Source organism: Rhizobium sp. 768_B6_N1_8 (assembly GCF_051811225.1).
In the GTDB taxonomy this organism is placed as follows: domain Bacteria; phylum Pseudomonadota; class Alphaproteobacteria; order Rhizobiales; family Rhizobiaceae; genus Rhizobium.
In genome coordinates, this window is sequence record NZ_JBPWPV010000005.1 from 1 (window position 1) to 21,927 (window position 21,927).

A 21,927-nucleotide genomic window follows, 5' to 3' on the forward strand; every position below is an offset into this window, starting at 1 on the left:
TTGAACGCATCACGCTCTGGGCGCTGACGATCTACTCGCCGATCGTTGCCGTCGATGGGAGCGACGGCATCGTCATGGATACCGAAGGCGCTGACCATCTGCAGGGCGGCGAGCTTCCCATGGTGACGAAAATCGCCAACCAGTTCCTGGCAAGGAAACTGACCGCCCGCGTGGCGGTCGCCGATAGCTGGGGCGCGGCTCACGCCTGTGCGCGCGCCATCAGTCGCGAGACGATCGTCATTCCGCCCGGCGAGACGGTGCGCGCCGTCGAGAAGCTGCCGATATCGCTGCTGCGCCTGCCGGGGAAAGTCGTCAGCGATATGCGCACGCTCGGCTTCCGGACGATCGGCGAGCTTGCCAACACGCCACGCGCGCCGTTGACGCTTCGCTTCGGTCCGGAGGTCGGCCGCCGCCTTGACCAGATGCTCTGTCGTGTTGCCGAGCCGATCGAGCCAATCCGCACGCCAGAGCTGGTTGAAGTCTCCAAAGCCTTTGCCGAACCGATCGGCGCGGCCGAGACGATCAACAAGTATGTCGGTCGCCTTGTCGCCCAACTCGTCAACGAACTCCAGAAGCGCGGGCTGGGCGTGCGGCGAGCCGATCTCATCGTTGAGAAGGTCAATGGCACGAGACAGGCGATCCGGGCGGGAACAGCCAAGCCTGTCCGCGACGTTGCCTGGCTGACAAAACTGTTTCGGGACCGGACGGAAAAGATCGAGCCGGGCTTCGGGATCGAAAAGCTAACTCTGGTCGCGGTCATGGCCGAGTCTTTGGAGGAGGCGCAGAAAGCGTCGGCTTTGGTCGAGGATGACATCACCGATGTCACACCGCTGATCGATATCTATGGAAACCGCGGCCAGCGGGTCTATCGTGTCGCACCGGTTGCCTCCGATGTGCCGGAACGCTCTGTCCAGAGGATCAATGCCGCTGCCGATCCGCTCACAGTGACCTGGGTCAGTCATTGGCGCCGGCCAGTCCGGCTGCTGGCCCGTCCGGAACTGATCGAGGCAATCGCACTGATGCCGGACAGGCCGCCAGTTTCGATCGTCTGGCGGGGCAAACGCCGGAAGATCAAGCGTGCCGATGGCCCGGAACGTATTTTTGGCGAGTGGTGGCAGCGCGACGCCGAAATGGAGGCCGTACGCGACTACTTTGTCATCGAGGATGAAGCAGGCGAGTGCCTCTGGGTGTTTCGCTCCGGCGATGGTGTTGATCCGGAGACCGGTTCCCACCGCTGGTTCTGCCACGGGATCTTCGCATGAGCTACGCCGAGCTGCAGGTCACGACCCACTTCAGCTTCCTCCGCGGTGCATCCTCGGCACAGGAACTGTTCGAGACGGCGAAACAGCTCGGTATCGATGCTCTCGGCGTCGTCGATCGCAATTCGCTGGCCGGGATCGTCCGGGCGCTGGAAGCCTCCCGTGCTACCGGTGTCCGGCTGGTCGTCGGTTGTCGTCTCGATCTGGCGGATGGCATGTCAGTGCTCGTCTATCCGATGGACCGATCCGCCTATTCGCGCCTGACCCGGTTGATCACCCTTGGCAAGTCGCGCGGCGGCAAGAACAACTGCATCCTGCATTGGGACGATATCGTCGCCTATTCGGAAGCCCTGGTCGGCATTCTGGTGCCGGATCTACCGGATGATCTCTGTGCGATCCAGCTTCGCAAGATGGCTGAGCTATTTGGCGACCGCGCCTATGTTTCGCTGTGCCTGCGCCGGCGACCGAACGACCAGTTGCGTCTGCATGAGATTTCCAATCTGGCGGCGCGGTTCAAGGTTAAAACAGTGGTCACCAATGACGTGCTGTTTCATGAGCCGGGCCGGCGGCAGTTGCAGGACATCGTCACGTGTATCAGGCACAACACCACGATCGACGATGTCGGTTTCGAGCGCGAGCGCCATGCCGATCGGTATCTGAAGCCACCGGAAGAGATGGAGCGCCTGTTTCCGCGATATCCGGAAGCGCTGGCGCGAACGACGGAGATCGTGCGGCGCTGCAAATTTTCGCTGGAGGAGCTGACCTACCAATATCCGGAAGAAGCCATCGTCGCCGGAAAGGACGCCCAAGCGTCGCTTGAGCATTACGTCTGGGAATGTGTGCCCAACCGCTATCCCGAGGGGCTGCCGCCGGACGTGTTGAGAACCGTGCGGCATGAGCTCGATCTCATCCGCACCATGAAATACGCCCCCTATTTTTTGACGGTGTTTTCGATCGTGCGCTTCGCCCGGAGCCAGGGCATCCTCTGTCAGGGCAGGGGATCGGCGGCCAACAGCGCCGTCTGCTATATCCTCGGCATTACCTCCATCGATCCCTCAACCAATGATCTGCTGTTCGAACGCTTCGTCAGCCAGGAGCGTGACGAGCCGCCGGACATCGATGTCGACTTCGAGCATGAACGGCGAGAGGAAGTCATTCAATGGATCTACAAGACCTATACGAGAGACAAGGCAGCACTCTGCGCGACCGTCACCCGATACCGTGCCAAGGGTTCGATCCGCGATGTCGGCAAGGCGCTCGGCCTGCCCGAAGATGTGATCAAGGCGCTGTCATCGGGCATTTGGTCCTGGTCGGAGGAAGTACCGGATCGAAATATCCGCGAACTCAATCTCAATCCTGACGATCGCCGTCTGGCGCTCACGCTGAAACTGGCGCAGCAACTGATGGGCGCGCCACGCCATCTGGGCCAGCATCCTGGTGGCTTCGTCCTCACCCACGACCGGCTGGACGATCTCGTACCGATCGAACCGGCGACAATGAAAGACCGGCAAATCATCGAATGGGACAAGGATGACGTCGAGGCGCTGAAGTTTATGAAGGTCGATGTGCTGGCACTCGGCATGCTGACCTGCATGGCAAAGGCTTTCGATCTCATCCGCGAACATAAGGACGACGATCTCGATCTGTCGAAGATCAAGCAGGAGGATGCCGCGACCTATGCAATGATCCGCAAGGCCGATACGCTCGGCACGTTCCAGATCGAAAGCCGGGCCCAGATGGCGATGCTGCCGCGCCTGAAACCCCGCACCTTCTACGATCTGGTCGTGCAGGTGGCGATCGTACGCCCTGGTCCTATTCAAGGCGACATGGTGCATCCCTATCTTCGCCGGCGTGAGGGCAAGGAACCGGTCGAATATCCCACGCCGGAGCTCGAGGCGGTCCTTGGCAAAACGCTGGGCGTCCCGCTGTTTCAGGAGAGTGCCATGCGGGTGGCGATGGTCTGCGCCGGCTTTACCGGCGGCGAGGCCGACCAGTTGCGCAAGTCGATGGCCACTTTCAAGTTTACTGGCGGCGTTTCACGCTTCAAGGACAAGCTCGTGTCCGGCATGGTGAAGAACGGCTATTCACCCGAGTTTGCTGAAAAGACGTTTTCGCAACTCGAAGGCTTTGGCTCCTACGGCTTTCCGGAAAGCCATGCAGCCTCCTTCGCGCTGATCGCCTACGCATCGAACTACATCAAGTGCCATTATCCGGACGTCTTTTGCGCAGCGCTTCTCAACAGTCAGCCGATGGGCTTTTACGCTCCCGCCCAGATTGTCGGTGATGCGATCAAACACGGTGTCGAGGTACGACCGGTCTGTGTCAACCGTTCCCGGTGGGACTGTACCCTGGAGCAGATTGGCAATTCCGGCCGGCATGCCGTCCGGCTCGGCTTTCGGCAAGTGAGGGGGCTGGCGGTCGCGGATGCTGCCCGGATCGTGACGGCTCGGATGAACATCTCTTTCGCCTCTGTCGATGATATGTGGCGCCGGACGGGTGTCCCGACGGACGCGCTTGTCCAGCTGGCAGAGGCCGATGCCTTCCTCCCATCGCTGAAACTCGAAAGACGCGATGCTCTCTGGGCCATCAAGGCGCTGCGCGACGAGCCGTTGCCTTTGTTTGCAGCCGCGGCCGAACACGAGATGGCGGCGATCGCCGAGCAGCAGGAGCCGGAGGTTGCGCTTCGGCAGATGACGGACGGGCACAACGTCATCGAAGACTACAGCCATACCGGGCTCACGCTGAGACAGCATCCGGTCGCATTCCTGCGCAAGGACCTGTCAGCACGCAACATCATAACCTGTGCCGAGGCGATGAATGCGCGGGACGGGCGATGGGTTTATACGGCCGGGCTTGTCTTGGTGCGGCAAAAGCCCGGATCGGCCAAGGGTGTGATGTTCATCACCATCGAGGATGAGACGGGGCCTGCCAATATCGTCGTCTGGCCGTCACTGTTCGAGAAGCGTCGGCGGGTCGTTCTTGGTGCTTCGATGATGGCGATCAACGGCCGCATCCAGCGGGAAGGGGAGGTCGTTCATCTGGTCGCACAACAGTTGTTCGATCTGTCAGGCGACCTCATCGGCCTGGCGGACCGGGATGTCGAGTTCAAGCTGCCAACCGGGCGAGGGGATGAGTTTGCCCATGGTGGCGGCGGGCCGGATTCACGCGACAGGCCAAGGCCGATTGTCCCGCGGGACTTGTTCACGCCCGATCTTCATATCGAAACGCTGAAGGTGAAGGCGCGGAATTTTCACTAAAATGCTCAAGCCAGCGAGTCGGAAGCGGCGCCTACACCTCCAAAGCCGCTCTAGTCATCAAGTATGGAGACCTCGGATGCATCCGTGACAACAGGTTTCGCCGATGGTTTTGGGAACGGATGAACTGGAACTGGAAGTGATGAGAGGCGCGCTTCTGTCTCCGGCGTGACATGACAGCGCAGACCTGAGACTGGCCCGACACCATACCGGGCAAAGTACGGCTTTATGAGGTTGTAGCCACGCTGGTCGCCTGATTGAAAGTGACGGAAAATCCAGTAGGCGATCAAGTCCGCCATCTGAATGAGGCGCGATGCTTTTGAATCCAGGAAAAGCGGGACTTCGGCAAAGTTTCGAAGTTGCCCGTTGGCATGCCCCACGTGCTTGAACACATGAGACAGGGTCTGGATTTTCTCCTCGTAATTGCTTTTGTCGAGGATGACCAAGCCGCGTTGGGGGTTCTTTTTCTTATAGAGTGTCTTCAGATATCCATCGAAACACGAAGCCACTTCCTCGAAACTCCGAGCCAAAATATCGTTAGGAGAAAAGAGCTTCTTTTCGATGACGCAGGCGTAAACCTTCAACTGCAACTGCTTGTCGGCCAGTAGCGACAAGATATCGACGACGGCTTGAACTCTGTCGTTGGGAGACACACCTTTCCAGGTACCGTTGCCCGAGCGCATTGGGTTTCCATGGAACTCGATTTCTCGAGGATTGGCCGAACTAAAGCGCGCCGCTACAGGATCTATCTGGGCTTCCAGCCAATGCGTTTGGCGCTCGAATATGCTAAATCCGGCAAGGACAAAGAAGTCGGAGCTTGGATCATGCGAGTGACCAGACTCGTCGAGATATAGTAGATGCAACGAATCCCCCTGAAACGAAAAAGCGGACCGCATGCGGTCCGCTCCAATTCGGTAAGCCGAGTGAAACAATCGTTCAACGCACCGACGGATCAGCGCTCTCGACTATGACCAATATATATCGGTTGCGTGTCGGCTTTTCAAGGGGCGGCTCCGCATGGCTCCCAATCGCCAACGTCCGGGGCTTCACGTCGTATGTGACCCGTATCCAGCAGACGTGGGCATCGACTTGACCTGATGACTGGAGCGAAAAGAAGATAGCATCAGGTATCGAGGAGCGTGACAAGATCCGCATCAGCACGATCTTTGTTGGCCGGAGGCAGATCTATTGAGGCGTCCCATTCCCGCTCTTGATGGATGGCTTCCTGGTCCGGCCCCGGATCTCCGTCGATCAACCCGCTGACGGGGTCCGCTAGGCAAGCTGCGGCCGCTTCGGCTGCGCCTTCGCGGTGATCGCGACCGGTTCCGGACACTGACGGGAGCCATCGAGCGGGAATGGCCCGCTCCAAAGATGGAGCCCTCCGATGAACACCGATCTTACCCTTGCGCAGAACCACGCCTTCCAGCTTTCCCGCATCCTGATGGTTCCGGTCACGCTTTTCAGGTCCGGCGACGAGTTCGGCGTTCTGCCGAGCGACGAACTCGATGACGAAGACGATCTGGAGATCGTGCATGAATTCCATCCCTGGCCGGCTCATTGAGCCGGCATTTACCTCTCCTTGGTGCCGCTTGCGAGCGGCAGGCGGCAAGGGAAGCTTCGCCGCGCTTTGGCACCGACGGTAGGCGTTGATCTGCAGATCAGCAGATTGCCAGGGCGCGCCCTTGCCCCCTTTGCTCTTCGCGGCCGCCGGAAACGGTCCCGCAAATTGCGGGAGACATGAATCTGGAAAGAAGGGCGGACGCGAAAGCGCCGGGAAAATATGGAGAAACAGAAGCTGGAAGAACTTCGGGACCGTGTCCCGTGCGCAGCCTTGCTGGAACAGGCCGGCTTTGCCATCGACGTCAAGGAAAGCACCCGCAAGGCATTAAAATACCGGCGCGGCGCGGAAATCGTCATCGTCATTCATGGGGGGCGAGGTTGGTTCGATCCACTGTCGGACGCGAAAGGCGATGTCTTCGGTCTCGCGGAGCATCTGGACGACGTCACCTTTGTCGAAGCGCTTGACCGGGTGGCCAACCTCGTCGGCGTCATCGCTACGGATTCTGTTTGGTCTCGGCCGTCGAGAAGCCTCGCTCACAGCACTTCCATCCGGGAACGCTGGGCAAAACGGCAGAGCCCATGGCAGGGGTCGATGACCTGGCGCTATCTGCGAACTGGGCGCTGCCTTCCGGCAACAATCATCCGGGAGGCCATCTACAATGACGTCCTTCGGGAAGGCCCTTATGGCAGCATGTGGGCGGCACATGTCAATGACGATGGCGCTGTCTCCGGCTGGGAGGAGCGCGGTCCCAATTGGCGGGGGTTTTCCGCAGGCGGTTCGAAAATTCTGTTTCGCCTTGGTTCTTCCGATGCCACGCGTCTTTGCGTCACCGAAGCGGCGATCGACGCCATGAGCCTTGCGGCTTTTGAGGGGCTGCGTGACAGCAGCCTCTATCTCAGCACGGGGGGCGGGTGGGCGCCGGCGACAGAAGCGGCCGTTCGCAAGCTGGCCGCGCGCCCTGGTGTTGTTCTGGTCGCCGCTACCGACGCCAATAGCCAGGGTGAGACCTTTGCCGGCCGGCTTCGCGACATTGCCGACGAGGTCGGCTGCGACTGGTTGCGACTGACGCCGCCGGCCGAGGACTGGAACGATGCGCTGAAAGTGCGGGGCGAAGAAATGAAGGAAAGGACAATGAGGGCAGGAAGAGGAGGCCTGCCGCATGCCCGCCGGCCGCGTCAAGGGTGAAGCTTCGCCCGCTTGCCAGCGGCCCTTGACCCGCCCGGACGGAGAGGCGGCTTGAGGGGAGGGGTCAGGAAGGGCTGAAGAGACGATGGCGACCAAGAGGATCTGCCGCGCTTCGCCCGGACAAGGCTGAAGGAGCCAATCATGACCCTTTCCTCCATCCGCAAAGTCTACCAGGGCGTCGCCGACCGCCATCAGATGTTCAGGTTGTTCGATCGGCACGCACAACGTCCTCACCGTTTCGACGGTGACACGAGCGCGCTTTATGCTGGCGAATGGTTCGAAATCACCGAATGCGAACACGACTATATGTTCGAGATTCTGCCGCCGCTTTGGATCCGGGGCTCGATGTTCGCAATGCGCGAATTTCTGACCGGATCTGTCACATCGGTGTTCTTCGCGCTACGGATCGACGGGGTCATTCGTCACTTCCATGGATATTGCGATCTCTCCGACGGCCGATCGGTGGAAGACATGCGACTGGCGATCATCGAACAGGAGACGCGCCCGGTTCGATCGATGACGCGGAATGAACGTCTCGAGCACATCTGGAGTGCAACGGCGGACGCTTATCGCGGCTACTCCGATGAAAGCTCCCCACACTATCTGCCGGGTCAGCGCGTTATCGCCCTCTACAGCGGTGCTGGGTCTGCCCAGTTGAAGCTGCTCGACGACCTGACCGATGATGAGGTCGCCAGCAAACTGCCCGTTCAGCTGCGCCATCTTCCCGACGCTGCAGTCGCAGCGTGAGGAGATGCGTGCCATGCTTTCCTTTCCGATTGAATCCGTGCGGGCGGTGATCGCCCGCGGTCGCGCCGACGCAGAAGCCAATGGCGGCTTTCGCAATCCCCATTATGGCCTTCATCCCGGTCGCGATGAGCAGCCGGGTGTCTGGCTGGTGGGGGACCACGGCGTCTACCTGTGCTCGAACGGCAAACTGCCGGATGGAGAAAAGCCGTTCGTCGCCTATGCACTCGAATGCGATCCCCGCACGAACGACGACTGGTTCGAGGTGAAGCGGAAGACCTTCGGCGGCGATGACGGTGTCGAGTTCATCGACGCCGTGCAGCTGGAGGCAATGATCGCCGCCATTCCCAACGCCAGGCATCTCGGCATCACCTTTGACTTGGACTCGATGGAACTCTTCATCATCGAGTGGTCGTAACGTTCCCACCTTAGCGGGATTCCAATCTCAATCAGCGTCCCTTCGCCGCCAATCGTCCTGGCGGAGCGATGACGCGGGCTTTCAGAAGGAGACTTTATCATGAGCAACGATCCTTTCACGCTCGACATGTTCGGCAATACCGCCCTGTCATCCGGGCTTGGCCTCGGTGTCACGGCCTTTGGGAGCTTCGCGCCCGAAGCGTCCGTGGAACCAGCCAACGATGACGATCCAGATCCGACGCCGCCGCCGGCGCCAGCGCCGGCATCCGCACTCCCGAAGGCCGTACCCTCGCGGCCTCCGTTACGCCCGAGGAGGCTCCGGGCAAACTTCTATCTCGAGGCTGATCGCGGCTTACCTTCGTCCTGGAAGGATCGTGCCCGCGCAAATGTTGCGGCGATCCTCGTTGCCAATAACATCTCCAAGCAGGACCGGCCGGCGACACTTAAGGAGCAGGCACAACTGATCCGCTTTACCGGCTTTGGCGCCGGCGAGCTGGCCAACGGCATGTTTCGGCGGCCGGGTGAGGTGAATTTCCGACAGGGCTGGGATGAGCTCGGCTCCTCGCTCGAAACCGCCGTCTCCGAAGCGGACTATGCGTCTTTGGCCCGCTGCACCCAGTACGCCCATTATACGCCAGAGTTCATCACCCGAGCGATCTGGGTTGGCATCCAGAGGCTCGGCTGGCGCGGCGGCCGGGTGCTGGAACCGGGCATCGGTACGGGCCTGTTCCCCGCGCTGATGCCGGAGCCCTATCGTGCCGCGGCCTACGTCACCGGGATTGAACTTGATCCGGTGACCGCCCGCATCGCAAGCCTGCTTCAGCCGAAGGCCCGGATCATCAAGGGAGACTTCGCACGAACCGATTTGGCGCCGATCTACGATCTCGCCATCGGCAACCCACCTTTTTCCGATCGCACCGTCCGCTCTGACCGCGCTTACCGGTCACTTGGCCTGCGCCTACATGATTATTTTATCGCGCGCTCCATCGACCTTTTGAAGCCGGGCGCGCTCGCCGCCTTCGTCACCTCACATGGCACGATGGACAAGGCCGATACGACGGCGCGGGAACATATCGCCAAATCCGCCGATCTGATCGCGGCGATCCGGCTGCCCGAGGGCGGTTTCCGTCGGGACGCCGGCACGGATGTCGTCGTCGACATTCTCTTCTTTCGCAAGCGCAAGGCCGGTGAGTCGGAGGGCGACCAGACCTGGCTCGACGTTGAAGAGATTCGCCCCGCGACTGACGACGAAGGCGCTATTCGTGTCAATCGCTGGTTCGCCCGCCACCCCGACTTCGTTCTCGGCAGCCACGCGCTGACCTCCGGACCATTTGGCGAGACCTATACCTGCTCGCCGCGGGCCGGCGAGGATCTGGAAACCGCCCTTGCCGCTGCCATTCAACACCTTCCAGCCGATCTCTATGACGGCGAGCCGACACCGATCGATATCGATCTGGAGGACGAGCTCGGTGAGATTGTCGATCTGCAGCCGTGGGAGAGGGCCATCCGTGAGGGCAGCTTCTTCCTCGACCGATCAAAGGGTCTGATGCAGATGCTCGACGGTTCGGCCGTGCCGGTCACCATGCGCAAGGGGCGCACCGGAGATGGCATCTCGGAGAAGCATGTCCGGATTATCTCGAAGCTGATCCCGATCCGAGACGCGGTGCGCGAGGTGCTGAAGGCACAGGAACAGGACCGCCCGTGGAAGGATCTTCAGGTCCGTCTGCGCATCGCCTGGTCGAGCTTCGTGCGCGACTTCGGTCCGATCAATCATACCACCGTCTCGATCCAGGAGGATGCCGAGACCGGCGAGGTCAAAGAGACCCATCGCCAGCCCAACCTGGCTCCGTTCCGCGACGATCCGGATTGCTGGTTGGTCGCCTCGATCGAGGACTATGACCTGGAGACCGACACGGCGAAGCCGGGTCCGATATTCGCAACCCGCGTGATCGCTCCGCCGATGTCGGCTGTCATCACCAATGCGGCTGATGCGTTGGCGGTGGTACTCAACGAGCGCAGCCATGTAGACCTCGATCATATCGCCGAACTGCTGCATCTCGACGTGTCCACAGTGATTGCCGATCTCGCCAACGAGGTGTTTCGCGACCCGATCAATGGGTCATGGCAGACGGCCGATGCCTATCTCTCGGGAGCAGTCCGCACCAAGCTTGCCGCCGCACAAGCGGCAGCCGCGCTCGATCCGGCCTATGAGCGCAACGTGCGGGCGCTTCAGGATGTTCACCCGGCCGATCTCCGACCCTCCGACATCACCGCCCGTCTCGGCGCACCCTGGATCCCGGCGTCCGACGTCGTGGCCTTCGTCAAGGAGACAATGGACGCCGATATCCGCATCCACCATATGCCGGAACTCGGATCGTGGACAGTGGAGGCTCGGCAGCTTGGATATTCGGCCGCCGGCACGTCGAACTGGGGCACCAGCCGGCGGCATGCCGGCGAGCTGCTTGCTGATGCGCTGAACAGCCGGGTCCCACAGATCTTCGACACCTTCAAGGATGCTGACGGCGAGCGACGCGTACTCAATGTCGTCGATACGGAAGCCGCCCGCGACAAGCTGCAGAGGATCAAGCAGGCGTTCCAGGACTGGGTCTGGACCGATCCCGATCGCACCGACCGGCTGGCGCGCGATTACAATGACCGCTTCAACAATATCGCGCCGCGCAAATTCGACGGCTCCCATCTGAAGCTACCGGGCGCCTCTGGCGCCTTTGTTCTTTATGGACACCAGAAACGCGGCATTTGGCGGATCATCGCCGACGGTTCTACCTATCTTGCTCACGCCGTCGGCGCCGGCAAGACAATGACCATGGCCGCCGCCATCATGGAACAGCGCCGGCTCGGCCTGATCGCCAAAGCCATGCTTGTCGTTCCCGGCCATTGCCTGGCGCAGGCGGCCCGCGAATTCCTCGCCCTCTACCCCAACGCTCGCATCCTTGTCGCCGACGAGACCAATTTCACCAAGGACAAGCGCGCACGCTTCCTCTCGCGGGCCGCGACCGCCACCTGGGATGCGATCATCATTACTCACTCGGCGTTTCGCTTCATCGCCGTGCCGTCGGCCTTCGAGCAACAGATGATCCAGGACGAATTGCAGCTTTACGAGGATCTGCTGACGAAGGTCGACAGCGACGACCGCGTCTCGCGCAAGCGCCTTGAGCGGCTGAAGGAAGGTTTGCAGGAGCGGCTTGAAGGTCTCGCCACCCGCAAGGACGATCTTCTGACCATCTCGGAAATCGGCGTCGACCAGATCGTCGTCGACGAGGCGCAGGAATTCCGGAAACTCTCGTTTGCGACCAATATGTCGACGCTGAAGGGCATTGATCCAAATGGCTCGCAGCGCGCCTGGGATCTCTACGTCAAATCCCGGTATATCGAGACGAAAAATCCTGGCCGCGCCCTGGTTCTTGCCTCCGGCACGCCGATCACCAATACGCTCGGCGAGATGTTCTCGATCCAGCGCCTGCTCGGCCATGCGGCTCTCTCCGAACGCGGACTGCATGAGTTCGATGCCTGGGCCTCCTGCTTCGGCGATACGACCACCGAACTCGAAATCCAGCCGTCCGGCAAATACAAGCCGGTCAGCCGCTTCGCTTCCTTCGTCAACGTTCCCGAACTGATCGCCATGTTCCGGTCCTTCGCGGATGTCGTCATGCCGGAGGACCTGCGGCAATATGTAAAGGTCCCCAATATCTCGACCGGGCGCAGGCAGATCCTGACGGCCAAGCCAACCGCTCTGTTCAAGACCTATCAGCAGATGCTCGACGCGCGCATCAAGTCGATCGAACAGCGCGAGGGACCGGCCAAGCCGGGCGATGACATCCTGCTGTCGGTAATCACCGACGGGCGCCATGCGGCGATCGACCTGCGCTTCGTCATACCTGACGCCGACAACGAGGAGGACAACAAGCTCAATCTGCTCATCCGCAACGCCTATCGGATCTGGAAGGAGACGGCCAAGACCACCTATCGCCGCCCCGATGGGAAGGATTTCGATCTGCCGGGCGCCGCGCAGATGATCTTTTCCGATCTCGGCACCATCAATGTCGAAAAGTCCCGCGGCTTCTCGGCCTACCGCTTCATCAGGGACGAGCTGGTCCGGCTCGGCGTGCCGGCGTCGCAGATTGCATTCATGCAGGACTACAAGAAGACCGAAGCCAAGCAGAGGCTGTTCGGCGATGTCCGCGCCGGCAAGGTCCGCTTCCTGATCGGTTCGTCGGAGACGATGGGCACGGGCGTCAACGCCCAGCTTCGGCTAAAGGCCCTCCATCACCTGGATGTGCCATGGCTGCCGTCGCAGATCGAGCAGCGAGAAGGCCGGATTGTCCGCCAGGGCAATCAGCATGAGGAAGTCGATATCTTCGCCTATGCTACCGAAGGCTCGCTCGACGCCTCGATGTGGCAGAACAACGAGCGCAAGGCCCGGTTCATTGCCGCGGCGCTTTCCGGGGATACATCGATCAGGCGACTGGAGGATATCGGTGAAGGTACCGCCAACCAGTTCGCCTTGGCCAAGGCCATCGCCTCGGGTGACGAGCGACTGATGCAGAAGGCTGGGCTTGAGGCGGACATTGCCCGGCTCGAACGGCTGCGGGCCGCCCATGAGGACGATCAGTATGCCGTCCGTCGGCAGATGCGTGATGCCGAGCGTGAGATCGAGGTCTCGACCCGGCGCATCGGTGAGATCGGCCAGGATATCGTGCGGCTTAAGCCGACAGGCGGCGATGCCTTTACGATGACGGTGCTCGGGCAGGAATACACTGAGCGCAAGGAAGCGGGCCGCGCGTTGATGAAGGAGATCCTCACGCTGCTGCAGCTTCACCAGGAGGAGGTTCATCTGGCGACGATAGGCGGTTTCGATCTCGTCTATGAGGGTGAGCGGCTCGGCAAGGGTGACGGCTATCGTTACGAGACCCTCCTCCAGCGCACTGGCGCCGATTACGAGATCGATCTGGCGATCACGGTCACGCCGCTTGGCGCCATCTCACGGCTGGAGCACGCTCTCAGCGGCTTTGACGACGAACAGCGCCAGTATCGCCGGCGTTTAGAAGAAGCCGAGCGGCGATTGGTTTCCTACCGTTCCCGAGACGGAGGCACTTTCGCGTTCGCAGACGACCTGGAGGTAAAGCGTCTGAAGCTGCGGGCAATCGAGGCTCAACTGGCAGATTTGGACAATGAGACCGTCCCGGCAGCTGCATAGCTGCATTGCACAATAAATGTTTTCGTGGTGGTCAAAATTCAGGCATAACGCCTTCAGCTGATGCACATGGCGGTCACCTCCCAGTTCCGTCGCAGCAGCTGTTCCCCTCTGGAGGTTTAGATCTCCACACTTCATGGGCCGCGGTTTCTCGCAGGCCCATTTTTTTTGTTCTTCGTCGAGATCTAACGCAGCATTATCTTTGCGAGCTCCACGTCAGGAAGGTCTCCGGTTTGAGGCCTTCCGTCCTCGCCTTCTCGATCAGCGGTCTGAGGCTGTCCTTGACGAAGTCTCCCATTGTGGTGGTCAGCGCCGGACGATCATCGTGGAACTTGACCCGCCCATCGTTAAGAGCCGCCGCGGTATTCTTGTCATAGACCCAGCGATCGAGCGTTCCGAACTTCTCCCGGAATACCGTTTCGACCTCGGGATCGCTCGGATCGACGAAGCGGTAATCCACCTCTCTGCCGAGCGCTCGGCCGATCAGCGCGGCGATCTCGGTCATCGTGTAGTCAATGCCCAGTTGCTTCACCGACCGGTGCTGGTCGGTCGGCCTGTCGAACTCCTTCGCCGCGAAATCCACGAGGTCCTGAATGGAAACCCAAGGCGCTTTGACATCGGGGGCAAGTGTAAAGCCGATCCTGTCGTGCCGCGCGATCGCGTCGCTCCACCTGGACAGGTCCTCCATGAACCAGCCACCCTGCAGGTGCACCAGATTGATGTCGCGTAGTCGGTTGAGGATCTGGTCCAGGATATGGAAGCCCTGGAAATGGCCGGTGTTTCCACTGACCTCCGATCCCATAGCGGTCAGGCTCACGGCAAACTTCACCGGGGAATCCCGAAGCGCATCAAAGAATCGAAGGGCTACCGCAGGGTAATGCCCATGAAAGTCCTCCGCCTGCCAAAGGGTTTTGACCATCAGGAACGCAGCGTCCACGTCTTCGAAGAACCTGCCGAGCTCACCATCCTCTGTATCGAAACTACCGACGAAAGGTTCTGCGCCTTTCGCGACAAGTGCTTCGAGGGCGGGCCCTCCTCTCGACAGAGCTTTGACTGAATGGCCTTTGGCCAAAAGTTTCTCGGTCAGTCTGGCGCCGATCCTGCCGGTCGCCCCAACCACGGCAATGCGCATGGCTCATCTCCTACAGTTTGCTGAGCCGATTCTTACAGGATTGCCTGGTGGGCAAAAGTGGAGATAATGCCATATGATCTCGAAATCAGGCCAACCGTTGATGAGGCCAACCTGCAGCACTGCCATAGATCTGAGCCTCTCGCATGGGCTGGCGATGGCGTTCAGAGTGGACTTCGCCGATTATGAAGCCGAGGGGCATCAGCATCAGCACCCGCAGGGTCAACTGATCCTGGCGCTCCATGGTGCGGTGACATGCACAGCGGGAAGCGGGGTCTGGGTCGTTCCACCCGACTGTGGGCTATGGGTACCCGGCGGCGTTCCGCACAGCAATCAGGTCACGTCCAATGCTCGTCTGACATACCTGTTTGTCGAGGCTGGCGCGGCGGAGCTTCCGGATGAGTGCTGCACGCTTTCGGTATCGCCGATGCTTCGGGAAATGATCCACCGGATAGCGGACTTATCGGAGAGGGACGCGCCCGACGCTCATGTCGATCGCCTCATGCGGGTCATGCTCGATGAGCTCGCCCTGATGCCGCGGGAGAGGCTGGAGCTACCTGTATCCGACCATCCAAAGATTGCCTTGATCGCTGCGGCGCTTTTGGCAAACCCGAGCGACCGGCGCACGCTCGGCGAATGGGCCGAGCATGTCGCCATCAGTGAGCGAACGTTGAAGCGGCTTATGGTCCAAGAGACGGGATTGAGCTTTGGCCGTTGGCGGCGTCAGCTACATCTGGTCATCGCCCTGCGGCAACTTGCCGGCGGTGCGACAGTCCAACAGGTAGCAGGCGACTTAGGGTACGACTCCACCACGGCTTTCATCGTCATGTTCAAGAAGGCGCTTGGGACCACGCCATCGCGCTACTTTGCCGATCGGCTCTTGAGCGCCGAGCGCGCGTGACACGTTGCCCATCCGAAGTCTCGGCAGCTCTGGCTCAATCGATCGGCTCTGACCCCAGATCACGACTTGAAATTGCTCTTCGTCAACAATATCTGAGCATCACTTCCCGATGAGACGATGTCCTGCTCGCTGCAATCGCCGCGGCGTTTGACATAGTCCCGGGATACAGAAGAAGGCGCTCCCCTCACGGGTCGAGCGCCTTTTTATTTCGGAGGCGACCGCAAATCCGGTGCTGCATCTTGACCGCACCCGCTTGGCGGATGAGATCTGCACTCAAACATTGCGTGGGAACACATGCCGTTTTTTCTGGTTACGCAGACATCGCTGGTCGAAGCTCAAGACGAGCAGGAGGCCGCCCAAACGGGCGTCGACCGCCTCCGTTCCGGAGGCCAGGTCACTGTCGCGGTTAAATCGGATGAGACAATGGTCACGCACGTCGTTGTCGCCGCACTGGTCGAACAGCCGCTTCCGGTCTCACCTTCCGAAACCATCAATCCATCGCCTTCTACCGTTGCTATCCCTAAAGCTGCTTCTGCCGCACCGGAAAGCAGGAAAGTCATCTTGAAGCGTATGATGGCTGACGCGCTGGCCCTTCTTGGGCGGCGAGCTTAGGCGATCCTCGCGACGTACGGCTGCTGCCGCATCCAATTATCTTCGCGCCCAGGTTCGAATTGATAAGTGAGAACTGAAAAGCAGGAAGGAAGAACCCGTCGCAGATCGGTCCTCCTGCCGACGCTGTCGCTCAACCGCCGCCTGCGTCATCCCGGCCGTTTGTCCTTCGCAGGGCTGGCAGCCCCGCTTGTCCTGCCCAGCAGGGATGCTCGGCCACAGTTGCGGCAGTCCGGCCGCTCGGCGGTCCGGGAGGTGTCTTCGAGAAAGATGAAGACAGGAAGGGCTGGCAAGGTGCCGGTCCGGATCCCTCGAGATAAGGACAAATCCCATGCAGATCATGAAGGTTGACCCACGTGCGCTGAAGGAAAATCCCGACCGGATGCGCCAGTCAAAATCCTCGCCGCAGGCCGATGCGTTGATGCTGGCAACGATCAAGGCCGTCGGCATCGTCCAGCCGCCGGTTGTTGCCCCCGAAACCGATGGTGGAAACGGCTATATTATCGACGCCGGGCATCGCCGCGTGCGCCTTGCCATCGCAGCGGGGCTGGAAGAGATCGAAATTCTGGTCGTCGATGCAGCCAACGACAATGGCGCCATGCGCTCGATGGTCGAAAACTCGGTTCGCGAGGCGCTCAACCCCGTGGATCAGTGGCGGGGCATCGAACGGCTCGTTGCTCTCGGCTGGACCGAGGAAGCGATCGCGGTAGCCCTCGCACTTCCCGTTCGCCAGATCCGCAAGCTGCGTCTGCTCGCCAATGTCTTGCCGGGTATGCTCGAACAGATGGCGCTGGGCGACATGCCATCCGAGCAGCAGTTGCGGATCATCGCCGCCGCCGGTCAGGTCGACCAGAAGGAGGTCTGGAAGGCGCATAAGCCGAAGAAGGGCGACACGGCTCCGTGGTGGCAGATCGCCAACGCGCTCACGAAGAAGCGCATGTATGCCCGGGATGCGAGCTTCGGTGACGATCTGGCTCAAGCCTACGGGGTCGAGTGGGTCGAGGACCTTTTCGCGCCGGCTGACCAGGACGGGCGGTACACGACGAATGTCGAGGGCTTTCTCGGCGCCCAGCATGAGTGGATGACCGCCAACCTTCCCAAGCGTGGCGCCATCGTCGAGGTCAATAGCTGGGGCCAGCCGGAGCTGCCGAAGAAAGCGGCGCAAGTCTACGGCAAACCGTCCAAGTCCGACCACACGGCGCTCTATCTCGATCGCGATGGCAAGGTACAGACGGTCCATTACCGCATGCCCGAGGCGGCAAAGCCGAAGGGCGCTGGTGATGACGGATCCTCCGCAAGCAACGATGACGGCGATGCGATTGCCTCGCCGAAGGTTCGCCCCGACGTGACCCAGAAGGGCCATGACATGATCGGCGATTTCCGCACCGACGCGCTCCATGATGCGCTCGGCCGCGCGCCGATCGAGGATGACATGCTGATGGCCCTGGTGGTGCTAGCGTTTGCCGGGCAGAACGTCCGCGTCGACTCCGGTGCAGATGGGACCTTCTACGGCGGCAAGCGCTTCTCGCGCCATGCCGTCGCCCTGTTCGATGAGAATGGCAAGCTCGCCTTCGATAAGGACACGCTTAGGGTCGCCGTTCGCTCGGTGCTGATCGATGTCTTCTCGTGCCGCCGCGGTGTGTCGAACAGCGGGATGGTCTCGCGCATCGCCGGAGAGGCTATCGGCGCCGATAAATTCCTGCCGAACATGGGTTCGGAGGAGTTCCTCCTGTGCCTGTCCCGCCAGACACTGGAAGCATCGTGCGCCGAGGCATCCGTGCAGCCTCGGCCCAAGGTTCGTGAAACCCGTGCAGCGCTCGTCGAGCATTTCGCGAACGAGCACTTCGTCCATGCTTCGGCGCGCTTCGCCCCGCCAGCCGACGAGTTGCTCGACTGGATCCGGGCGAGCTCAGCTACGGATATTGTCGGCGCGGCCTCGCAAGATGACGGTGGCGATCATGTTGATGACCCAGCCGAGTATCAGGAAGGGCACTTCGACGAGGCTGCAGATCGGGACGATCTGCAGGATGCAGATTTTTCTGACCACGAAGAGCACGACGCCGGCTTCGATCAGAGGGAGGCAGCGTGACCGCCATCTCCCAGTCGAACATGGCAGCACCAGCACCCACCCCCTATTTTTTGGGGGTGGAGTTTGCCACCAGTGCGGACGGTTTATCCGTCGACAGACCGTCCTCCTTCATCGGCCGCCGGCGACCGGGGGATGGGCGATGATCAATGTCCGCGCTTCGAAACCGCTGGCAAAAGCAATCGTCGACCGGCGAGAGATCCAGCGGCATCTGGAATGCCTGACCCGGCAAATCAAAGCGCGCGCGGGAAGGCAGGCGACGACAGTGAAAACCCGGAGCCGAGCGCGTCGCCGATCGGGTCGTCGTACTTGCCATCAGGAGCTCGTCGACCGCCTCACCTTCGAGCGTTGGGTCGAGCTCGACATGATCCACCGCAGGCTGGCGACGTAAGAGCGGGTCATCAGTGAACTGCAGCATCGCGATAAGCGACCTCTGCATCGTCCGGCGACATAGGCAGGCCCGGAAACGGAGACGTTGGCGCTGAACTTGCCGGGCTTCGATGGCATCGGCGTGGCGGGCTCGGCCATTGATCCTTCCCGTTGCTTGGGATTGGCATCGGACCGGTGCTGGACTGCCCTTCTTGTTCGCTGCGGTCTGAACCGGCGGCCGGGCGCTTCAAGGCCGCTGTCGCGCCGCGTGGCGGCCGACCCAGCTTCCCTGCGCAGGGCAGGCTCGCGGTCTGCTCAGGTCGAAACCTGCTGGCCCGCAAACCGACCCTGCTGGCTCAACCGGATCGGACCTGTGAAGCCGCCCGTCCCTTGCCGGTTCTGGTCGTCCGCATCGAAGGGCAGACCGGCACGGGCCGGAACCGCTTCGGCAGCAAAGAAAGGAACAGACATGGCCAAGCCCGCAGCTCCAAACCGCTCCAACGCACGGATCTCGCAACTTCGCAAAGGAGCAACTCTCGAAATGGTCCGCCTCTCCTGCCCAGACACCGCCCAGGCACTCAAGATCGCCGAAAGCTTCGGCACGGCAGTCGTCGACAGCGATGGCATCCGCAGCCTGCATGAGCGGCTGATCGTCGAGACCGCCGACAGCCTGTCCGAAGGGCTCGGCGACAAGGCCATGCAAATCCATCTTCAGCGTATCGTCGGGGCCTTCGTCGGATCGGCGCACGGCGCTGGGCAGTTTTACTCCCGCGCCGTCACCGAGGCACGCGACGCGACAGCCAAGGCGTCGAATGATGCCCGCGACGAGGATCTCGATGGCCCGGTCGGCTATGACAGTGCTGCCCAGCGCAAGCGGGAATTCGCAGCCGACATGGGTATCCAGTCCCATGCGCTGCGGATGGCAGCCGAGGGCGCGGTGGCAGCCTACGAACAGGTCGTCGGCGAGACCTGGAAGCCCTTCGACCGGCCGGTCGAACACCCGGGGGCATCGCTCGACCGCAAAGCGGCGGAAGTTCAGATGGCCGCATTCGGATGAAACATTTGGCGGGGTCGCACCCCGCCTTCTTTTCCTGGTCCAAGGCCGGTGCTTACAGCGCCGGCCTTTTCTCATGCCGAAAAGAAAACTGGAGACGCGCTAATCGCGGCCCGTCCCGGTCGGCGGTCCTGCAGGAGCCGGGTGCCCATGCAACGGCTTTGCCGTCCTCCACGCTGTTGCGGCCGTTCCGGTGCATGGCCACACCATCGGCCCCTGGCTTCGGACCTCCGTGACGGACCGCGATAGGCGCTGTCCTGATGGAGAGAAAACCCATGAGCAGGAAAACGGATACCAACCGCGTCGACATCTATGCGCGGATCACTGATCGGATTGTCGAGGATCTCGAACAGGGCGTGCGTCCCTGGATGAAGCCGTGGAGCGCCGCCAACACCAATGGTCGCATTAGCCGGCCGGTGCGCCACAACGGCCTTCCCTACTCGGGCATGAACGTGCTTCTTTTGTGGTCTGAGCAGATGTCGCGTGGGTTCACGTCGTCGATGTGGATGACCTTCAAGCAGGCCCTCGAACTGGGCGGCGCTGTGCGCAAGGGCGAGACCGGCTCGACCGTTGTCTTCGCCAGCCGTTTCACCAAGTCTGAAGCGGATGGGAACGGCAACGAAGTCGATCGGGAGATCCCGTTCCTGAAGGCCTATTCAGTGTTCAACCTTGAGCAAATCGAGGGTTTGCCCGATGGCTGCTATGCGCCGCCGGCCAAGGTTCTTGATCCGATCGACCGGATCGAGAGTGCCGATCGCTTCTTCCGCAATACCGGTGCACTCATCCGTCACGGCGGCAATCAGGCCTACTATTCCCCGGTCATGGACTATATCCAGATGCCGCCCTTCGAGGCGTTCCGCGATGCTGCCGGGTACGCGGCCGTCCTCAGTCATGAGGCGACGCACTGGACGGCGGCAGAACATCGCGTGGGACGTGACCTGTCGCGCTATGCCAGGGACCGAACAGAGCGGGCACGTGAAGAGCTGGTCGCGGAGCTCGGCAGTTGCTTCCTGTGCGCTGACCTCGGTATCGCGCCGGAGCTTGAGCCGCGGCCGGATCATGCATCGTATCTTCAGTCGTGGCTATCGGTACTGGCCAACGACAAGCGGGCGATCTTCCAGGCGGCGGCTCACGCACAGCGTGCCGTTAGCTTCCTTCATTCCTTGCAGTCGGAGACGGACGCGCAGGCTGCGGCCTAATGCTCAAGCGCGGTCGTCACGACCGGTGGCGGCCGCGTGATCCGTATCACGCTGGTCCCTGAGACCTTGTGCAATGTCAGCATCCAGCCTTCCCCAGATCGACGGTTTTGCGGCGTTGGGTTTGGGTTTACGGGACGGTTTGCGTTCGACGATGAACGGCTTGGTCTGCTGACGCATTGGGTCTCCAGGCTACGATTCGCGGGTGCAACGATATCGCACGAGGCGTCTTGGACAAGCCGGCCGATGTCTACGTGGAGCTCGTTTCCCCAATTGAAGCAGGCAACGACGGCGGTGCAAGTGGGGCAGGGCGCTGGCTACCATTCCTGACCGAGGCAACTGCGGCGGGACGCCACTGCCATATCCCTTCACGTCAGAGTTTCCGGCAACCCATCTGCGGGCTCGATGAGGCATGTCTGACCGGAGACCGGCTGCGCCTCGATCGTCTTCCCGCAACGACAATTCGCAGATTTCTTACCCCGGAAGGCTGCGCCCTCCTCCTCGCCCGCTAACAAATCTGCGACTTGCCGCCCTCCATTTCATTGCGGCCTTATCAGGTGCGGTCCGATCGTCACCGGTCTGTTCGACAGCCATCGAGGCCGCGATGGGCGCGGCCCGAGTACGAGAAAAGGAATACGACAATGGCAACCATCGGCACCTTCACCTCCACCGAAAACGGCTTCACCGGCTCCATCCGCACTCTCGCCCTCAACGTCAAGGCCCGCATCGCCCGGGTCGAGAACCCCTCCGACAAGGGCCCACAGTTCCGCGTCTACGCGGGGAGCGTTGAACTGGGCGCCGCCTGGCAGAAGACCTCCGGTGAGGGCCGCGACTACCTCTCGGTCAAGCTTGATGATCCGAGCTTCCCGGCCCCGATCTACGCCACGCTCGCCGAGGTCGAAGGCGAGGACGGCCTCCAGCTCATCTGGTCCCGCCCGAACCGGGATTGAT

The 21,927-nt window shown here is 61.3% G+C and carries 18 protein-coding genes; 13 read left to right on the top strand and 5 right to left on the bottom strand.

What is annotated here, in order from left to right:
• Window positions 1-1,262, top strand: a 1,262-nt coding sequence (locus AB8B33_RS38235) for a Y-family DNA polymerase (protein WP_439019403.1), incomplete at its 5' end; no start/stop codon positions are given.
• Complete coding sequence (locus AB8B33_RS38240) at window positions 1,259-4,516, top strand: error-prone DNA polymerase (protein ID WP_439019404.1); 3,258 nt, start codon at window positions 1,259-1,261, stop codon at window positions 4,514-4,516. The genes AB8B33_RS38235 and AB8B33_RS38240, both read left to right, overlap by 4 nt.
• Window positions 4,517-4,566: 50 nt before the next feature.
• On the opposite strand, the gene AB8B33_RS38245 is transcribed toward AB8B33_RS38240, so the two are convergent.
• Window positions 4,567-5,409, bottom strand: a complete 843-nt coding sequence (locus AB8B33_RS38245; protein ID WP_439019405.1) for a DUF3800 domain-containing protein — start codon at window positions 5,407-5,409, stop codon at window positions 4,567-4,569.
• A gap of 488 nt (window positions 5,410-5,897) precedes the next feature.
• On the opposite strand from AB8B33_RS38245, the gene AB8B33_RS38250 reads away from it, so the two are divergent.
• The 5 genes from AB8B33_RS38250 (at window position 5,898) to AB8B33_RS38270 (ending at window position 13,635) form a co-directional block, all read left to right on the top strand.
• Complete coding sequence (locus AB8B33_RS38250) at window positions 5,898-6,074, top strand: hypothetical protein (RefSeq protein ID WP_038496918.1); 177 nt, start codon at window positions 5,898-5,900, stop codon at window positions 6,072-6,074.
• A 219-nt stretch (window positions 6,075-6,293) separates the two neighbouring features.
• Window positions 6,294-7,259 (top strand): DUF3991 and toprim domain-containing protein, encoded by a 966-nt coding sequence (locus tag AB8B33_RS38255; RefSeq protein ID WP_439019406.1) that lies wholly within the window; start codon window positions 6,294-6,296, stop codon window positions 7,257-7,259.
• 141 nt (window positions 7,260-7,400) lie between these two features.
• On the top strand, window positions 7,401-8,006 hold the full coding sequence (locus tag AB8B33_RS38260) for a DUF1419 domain-containing protein (protein WP_439019407.1): 606 nt from the start codon (window positions 7,401-7,403) through the stop codon (window positions 8,004-8,006).
• 13 nt (window positions 8,007-8,019) lie between these two features.
• The gene (locus AB8B33_RS38265; protein WP_439019408.1) at window positions 8,020-8,421 is read left to right on the top strand and encodes a DUF3085 domain-containing protein; all 402 of its coding nucleotides are present in this window, start codon (window positions 8,020-8,022) and stop codon (window positions 8,419-8,421) included.
• Window positions 8,422-8,520: 99 nt separating this feature from the next.
• Window positions 8,521-13,635: a DEAD/DEAH box helicase family protein gene (locus tag AB8B33_RS38270; RefSeq protein WP_439019409.1), complete on the top strand. Its 5,115-nt coding sequence runs from the start codon at window positions 8,521-8,523 to the stop codon at window positions 13,633-13,635.
• Window positions 13,636-13,828: 193 nt separating this feature from the next.
• Here the strand turns inward: AB8B33_RS38270 and AB8B33_RS38275 are convergent, their stop codons facing one another.
• Entirely contained in the window at window positions 13,829-14,764 is a 936-nt protein-coding gene (locus AB8B33_RS38275; protein WP_439019410.1) for an NmrA family NAD(P)-binding protein, read from the bottom strand.
• A gap of 73 nt (window positions 14,765-14,837) precedes the next feature.
• Between AB8B33_RS38275 and AB8B33_RS38280 the strand changes: the two genes are divergently transcribed.
• The 3 genes from AB8B33_RS38280 to AB8B33_RS38290 all read left to right on the top strand — a co-directional run bounded on the left by AB8B33_RS38280 (window position 14,838) and on the right by AB8B33_RS38290 (window position 18,360).
• Window positions 14,838-15,662, top strand: coding sequence for an AraC family transcriptional regulator (locus AB8B33_RS38280; protein WP_439019411.1), 825 nt, complete (start codon window positions 14,838-14,840; stop codon window positions 15,660-15,662).
• 294 nt (window positions 15,663-15,956) lie between these two features.
• Window positions 15,957-16,274, top strand: a complete 318-nt coding sequence (locus AB8B33_RS38285; protein WP_439019412.1) for a hypothetical protein — start codon at window positions 15,957-15,959, stop codon at window positions 16,272-16,274.
• A 328-nt stretch (window positions 16,275-16,602) separates the two neighbouring features.
• A complete protein-coding gene (locus AB8B33_RS38290; protein WP_439019413.1) occupies window positions 16,603-18,360 on the top strand; it encodes a ParB N-terminal domain-containing protein in 1,758 nt (585 codons plus the stop codon).
• A gap of 43 nt (window positions 18,361-18,403) precedes the next feature.
• Here the strand turns inward: AB8B33_RS38290 and AB8B33_RS38295 are convergent, their stop codons facing one another.
• Window positions 18,404-18,775, bottom strand: a complete 372-nt coding sequence (locus AB8B33_RS38295) for a hypothetical protein (protein ID WP_439019414.1) — start codon at window positions 18,773-18,775, stop codon at window positions 18,404-18,406.
• A gap of 266 nt (window positions 18,776-19,041) precedes the next feature.
• Window positions 19,042-19,197 (bottom strand): hypothetical protein, encoded by a 156-nt coding sequence (locus AB8B33_RS38300; RefSeq protein WP_439019415.1) that lies wholly within the window; start codon window positions 19,195-19,197, stop codon window positions 19,042-19,044.
• Between AB8B33_RS38300 and AB8B33_RS38305 the strand changes: the two genes are divergently transcribed.
• Both AB8B33_RS38305 and AB8B33_RS38310 read left to right on the top strand, forming a co-directional pair.
• Window positions 19,196-19,783: a hypothetical protein gene (locus AB8B33_RS38305; RefSeq protein WP_439019416.1), complete on the top strand. Its 588-nt coding sequence runs from the start codon at window positions 19,196-19,198 to the stop codon at window positions 19,781-19,783. The genes AB8B33_RS38300 and AB8B33_RS38305 overlap by 2 nt on opposite strands.
• Before the next feature lie 272 nt (window positions 19,784-20,055).
• Window positions 20,056-20,979, top strand: coding sequence for an ArdC family protein (locus tag AB8B33_RS38310; protein ID WP_439019417.1), 924 nt, complete (start codon window positions 20,056-20,058; stop codon window positions 20,977-20,979).
• Between the two features lie 3 nt (window positions 20,980-20,982).
• Here the strand turns inward: AB8B33_RS38310 and AB8B33_RS38315 are convergent, their stop codons facing one another.
• Entirely contained in the window at window positions 20,983-21,156 is a 174-nt protein-coding gene (locus AB8B33_RS38315; protein ID WP_439019418.1) for a hypothetical protein, read from the bottom strand.
• Between the two features lie 461 nt (window positions 21,157-21,617).
• Here AB8B33_RS38315 and AB8B33_RS38320 point away from each other — a divergent pair, with 461 nt between their 5' ends.
• Complete coding sequence (locus AB8B33_RS38320; protein WP_003585013.1) at window positions 21,618-21,926, top strand: DUF736 domain-containing protein; 309 nt, start codon at window positions 21,618-21,620, stop codon at window positions 21,924-21,926.
• Window position 21,927: the final 1 nt, after the last annotated feature.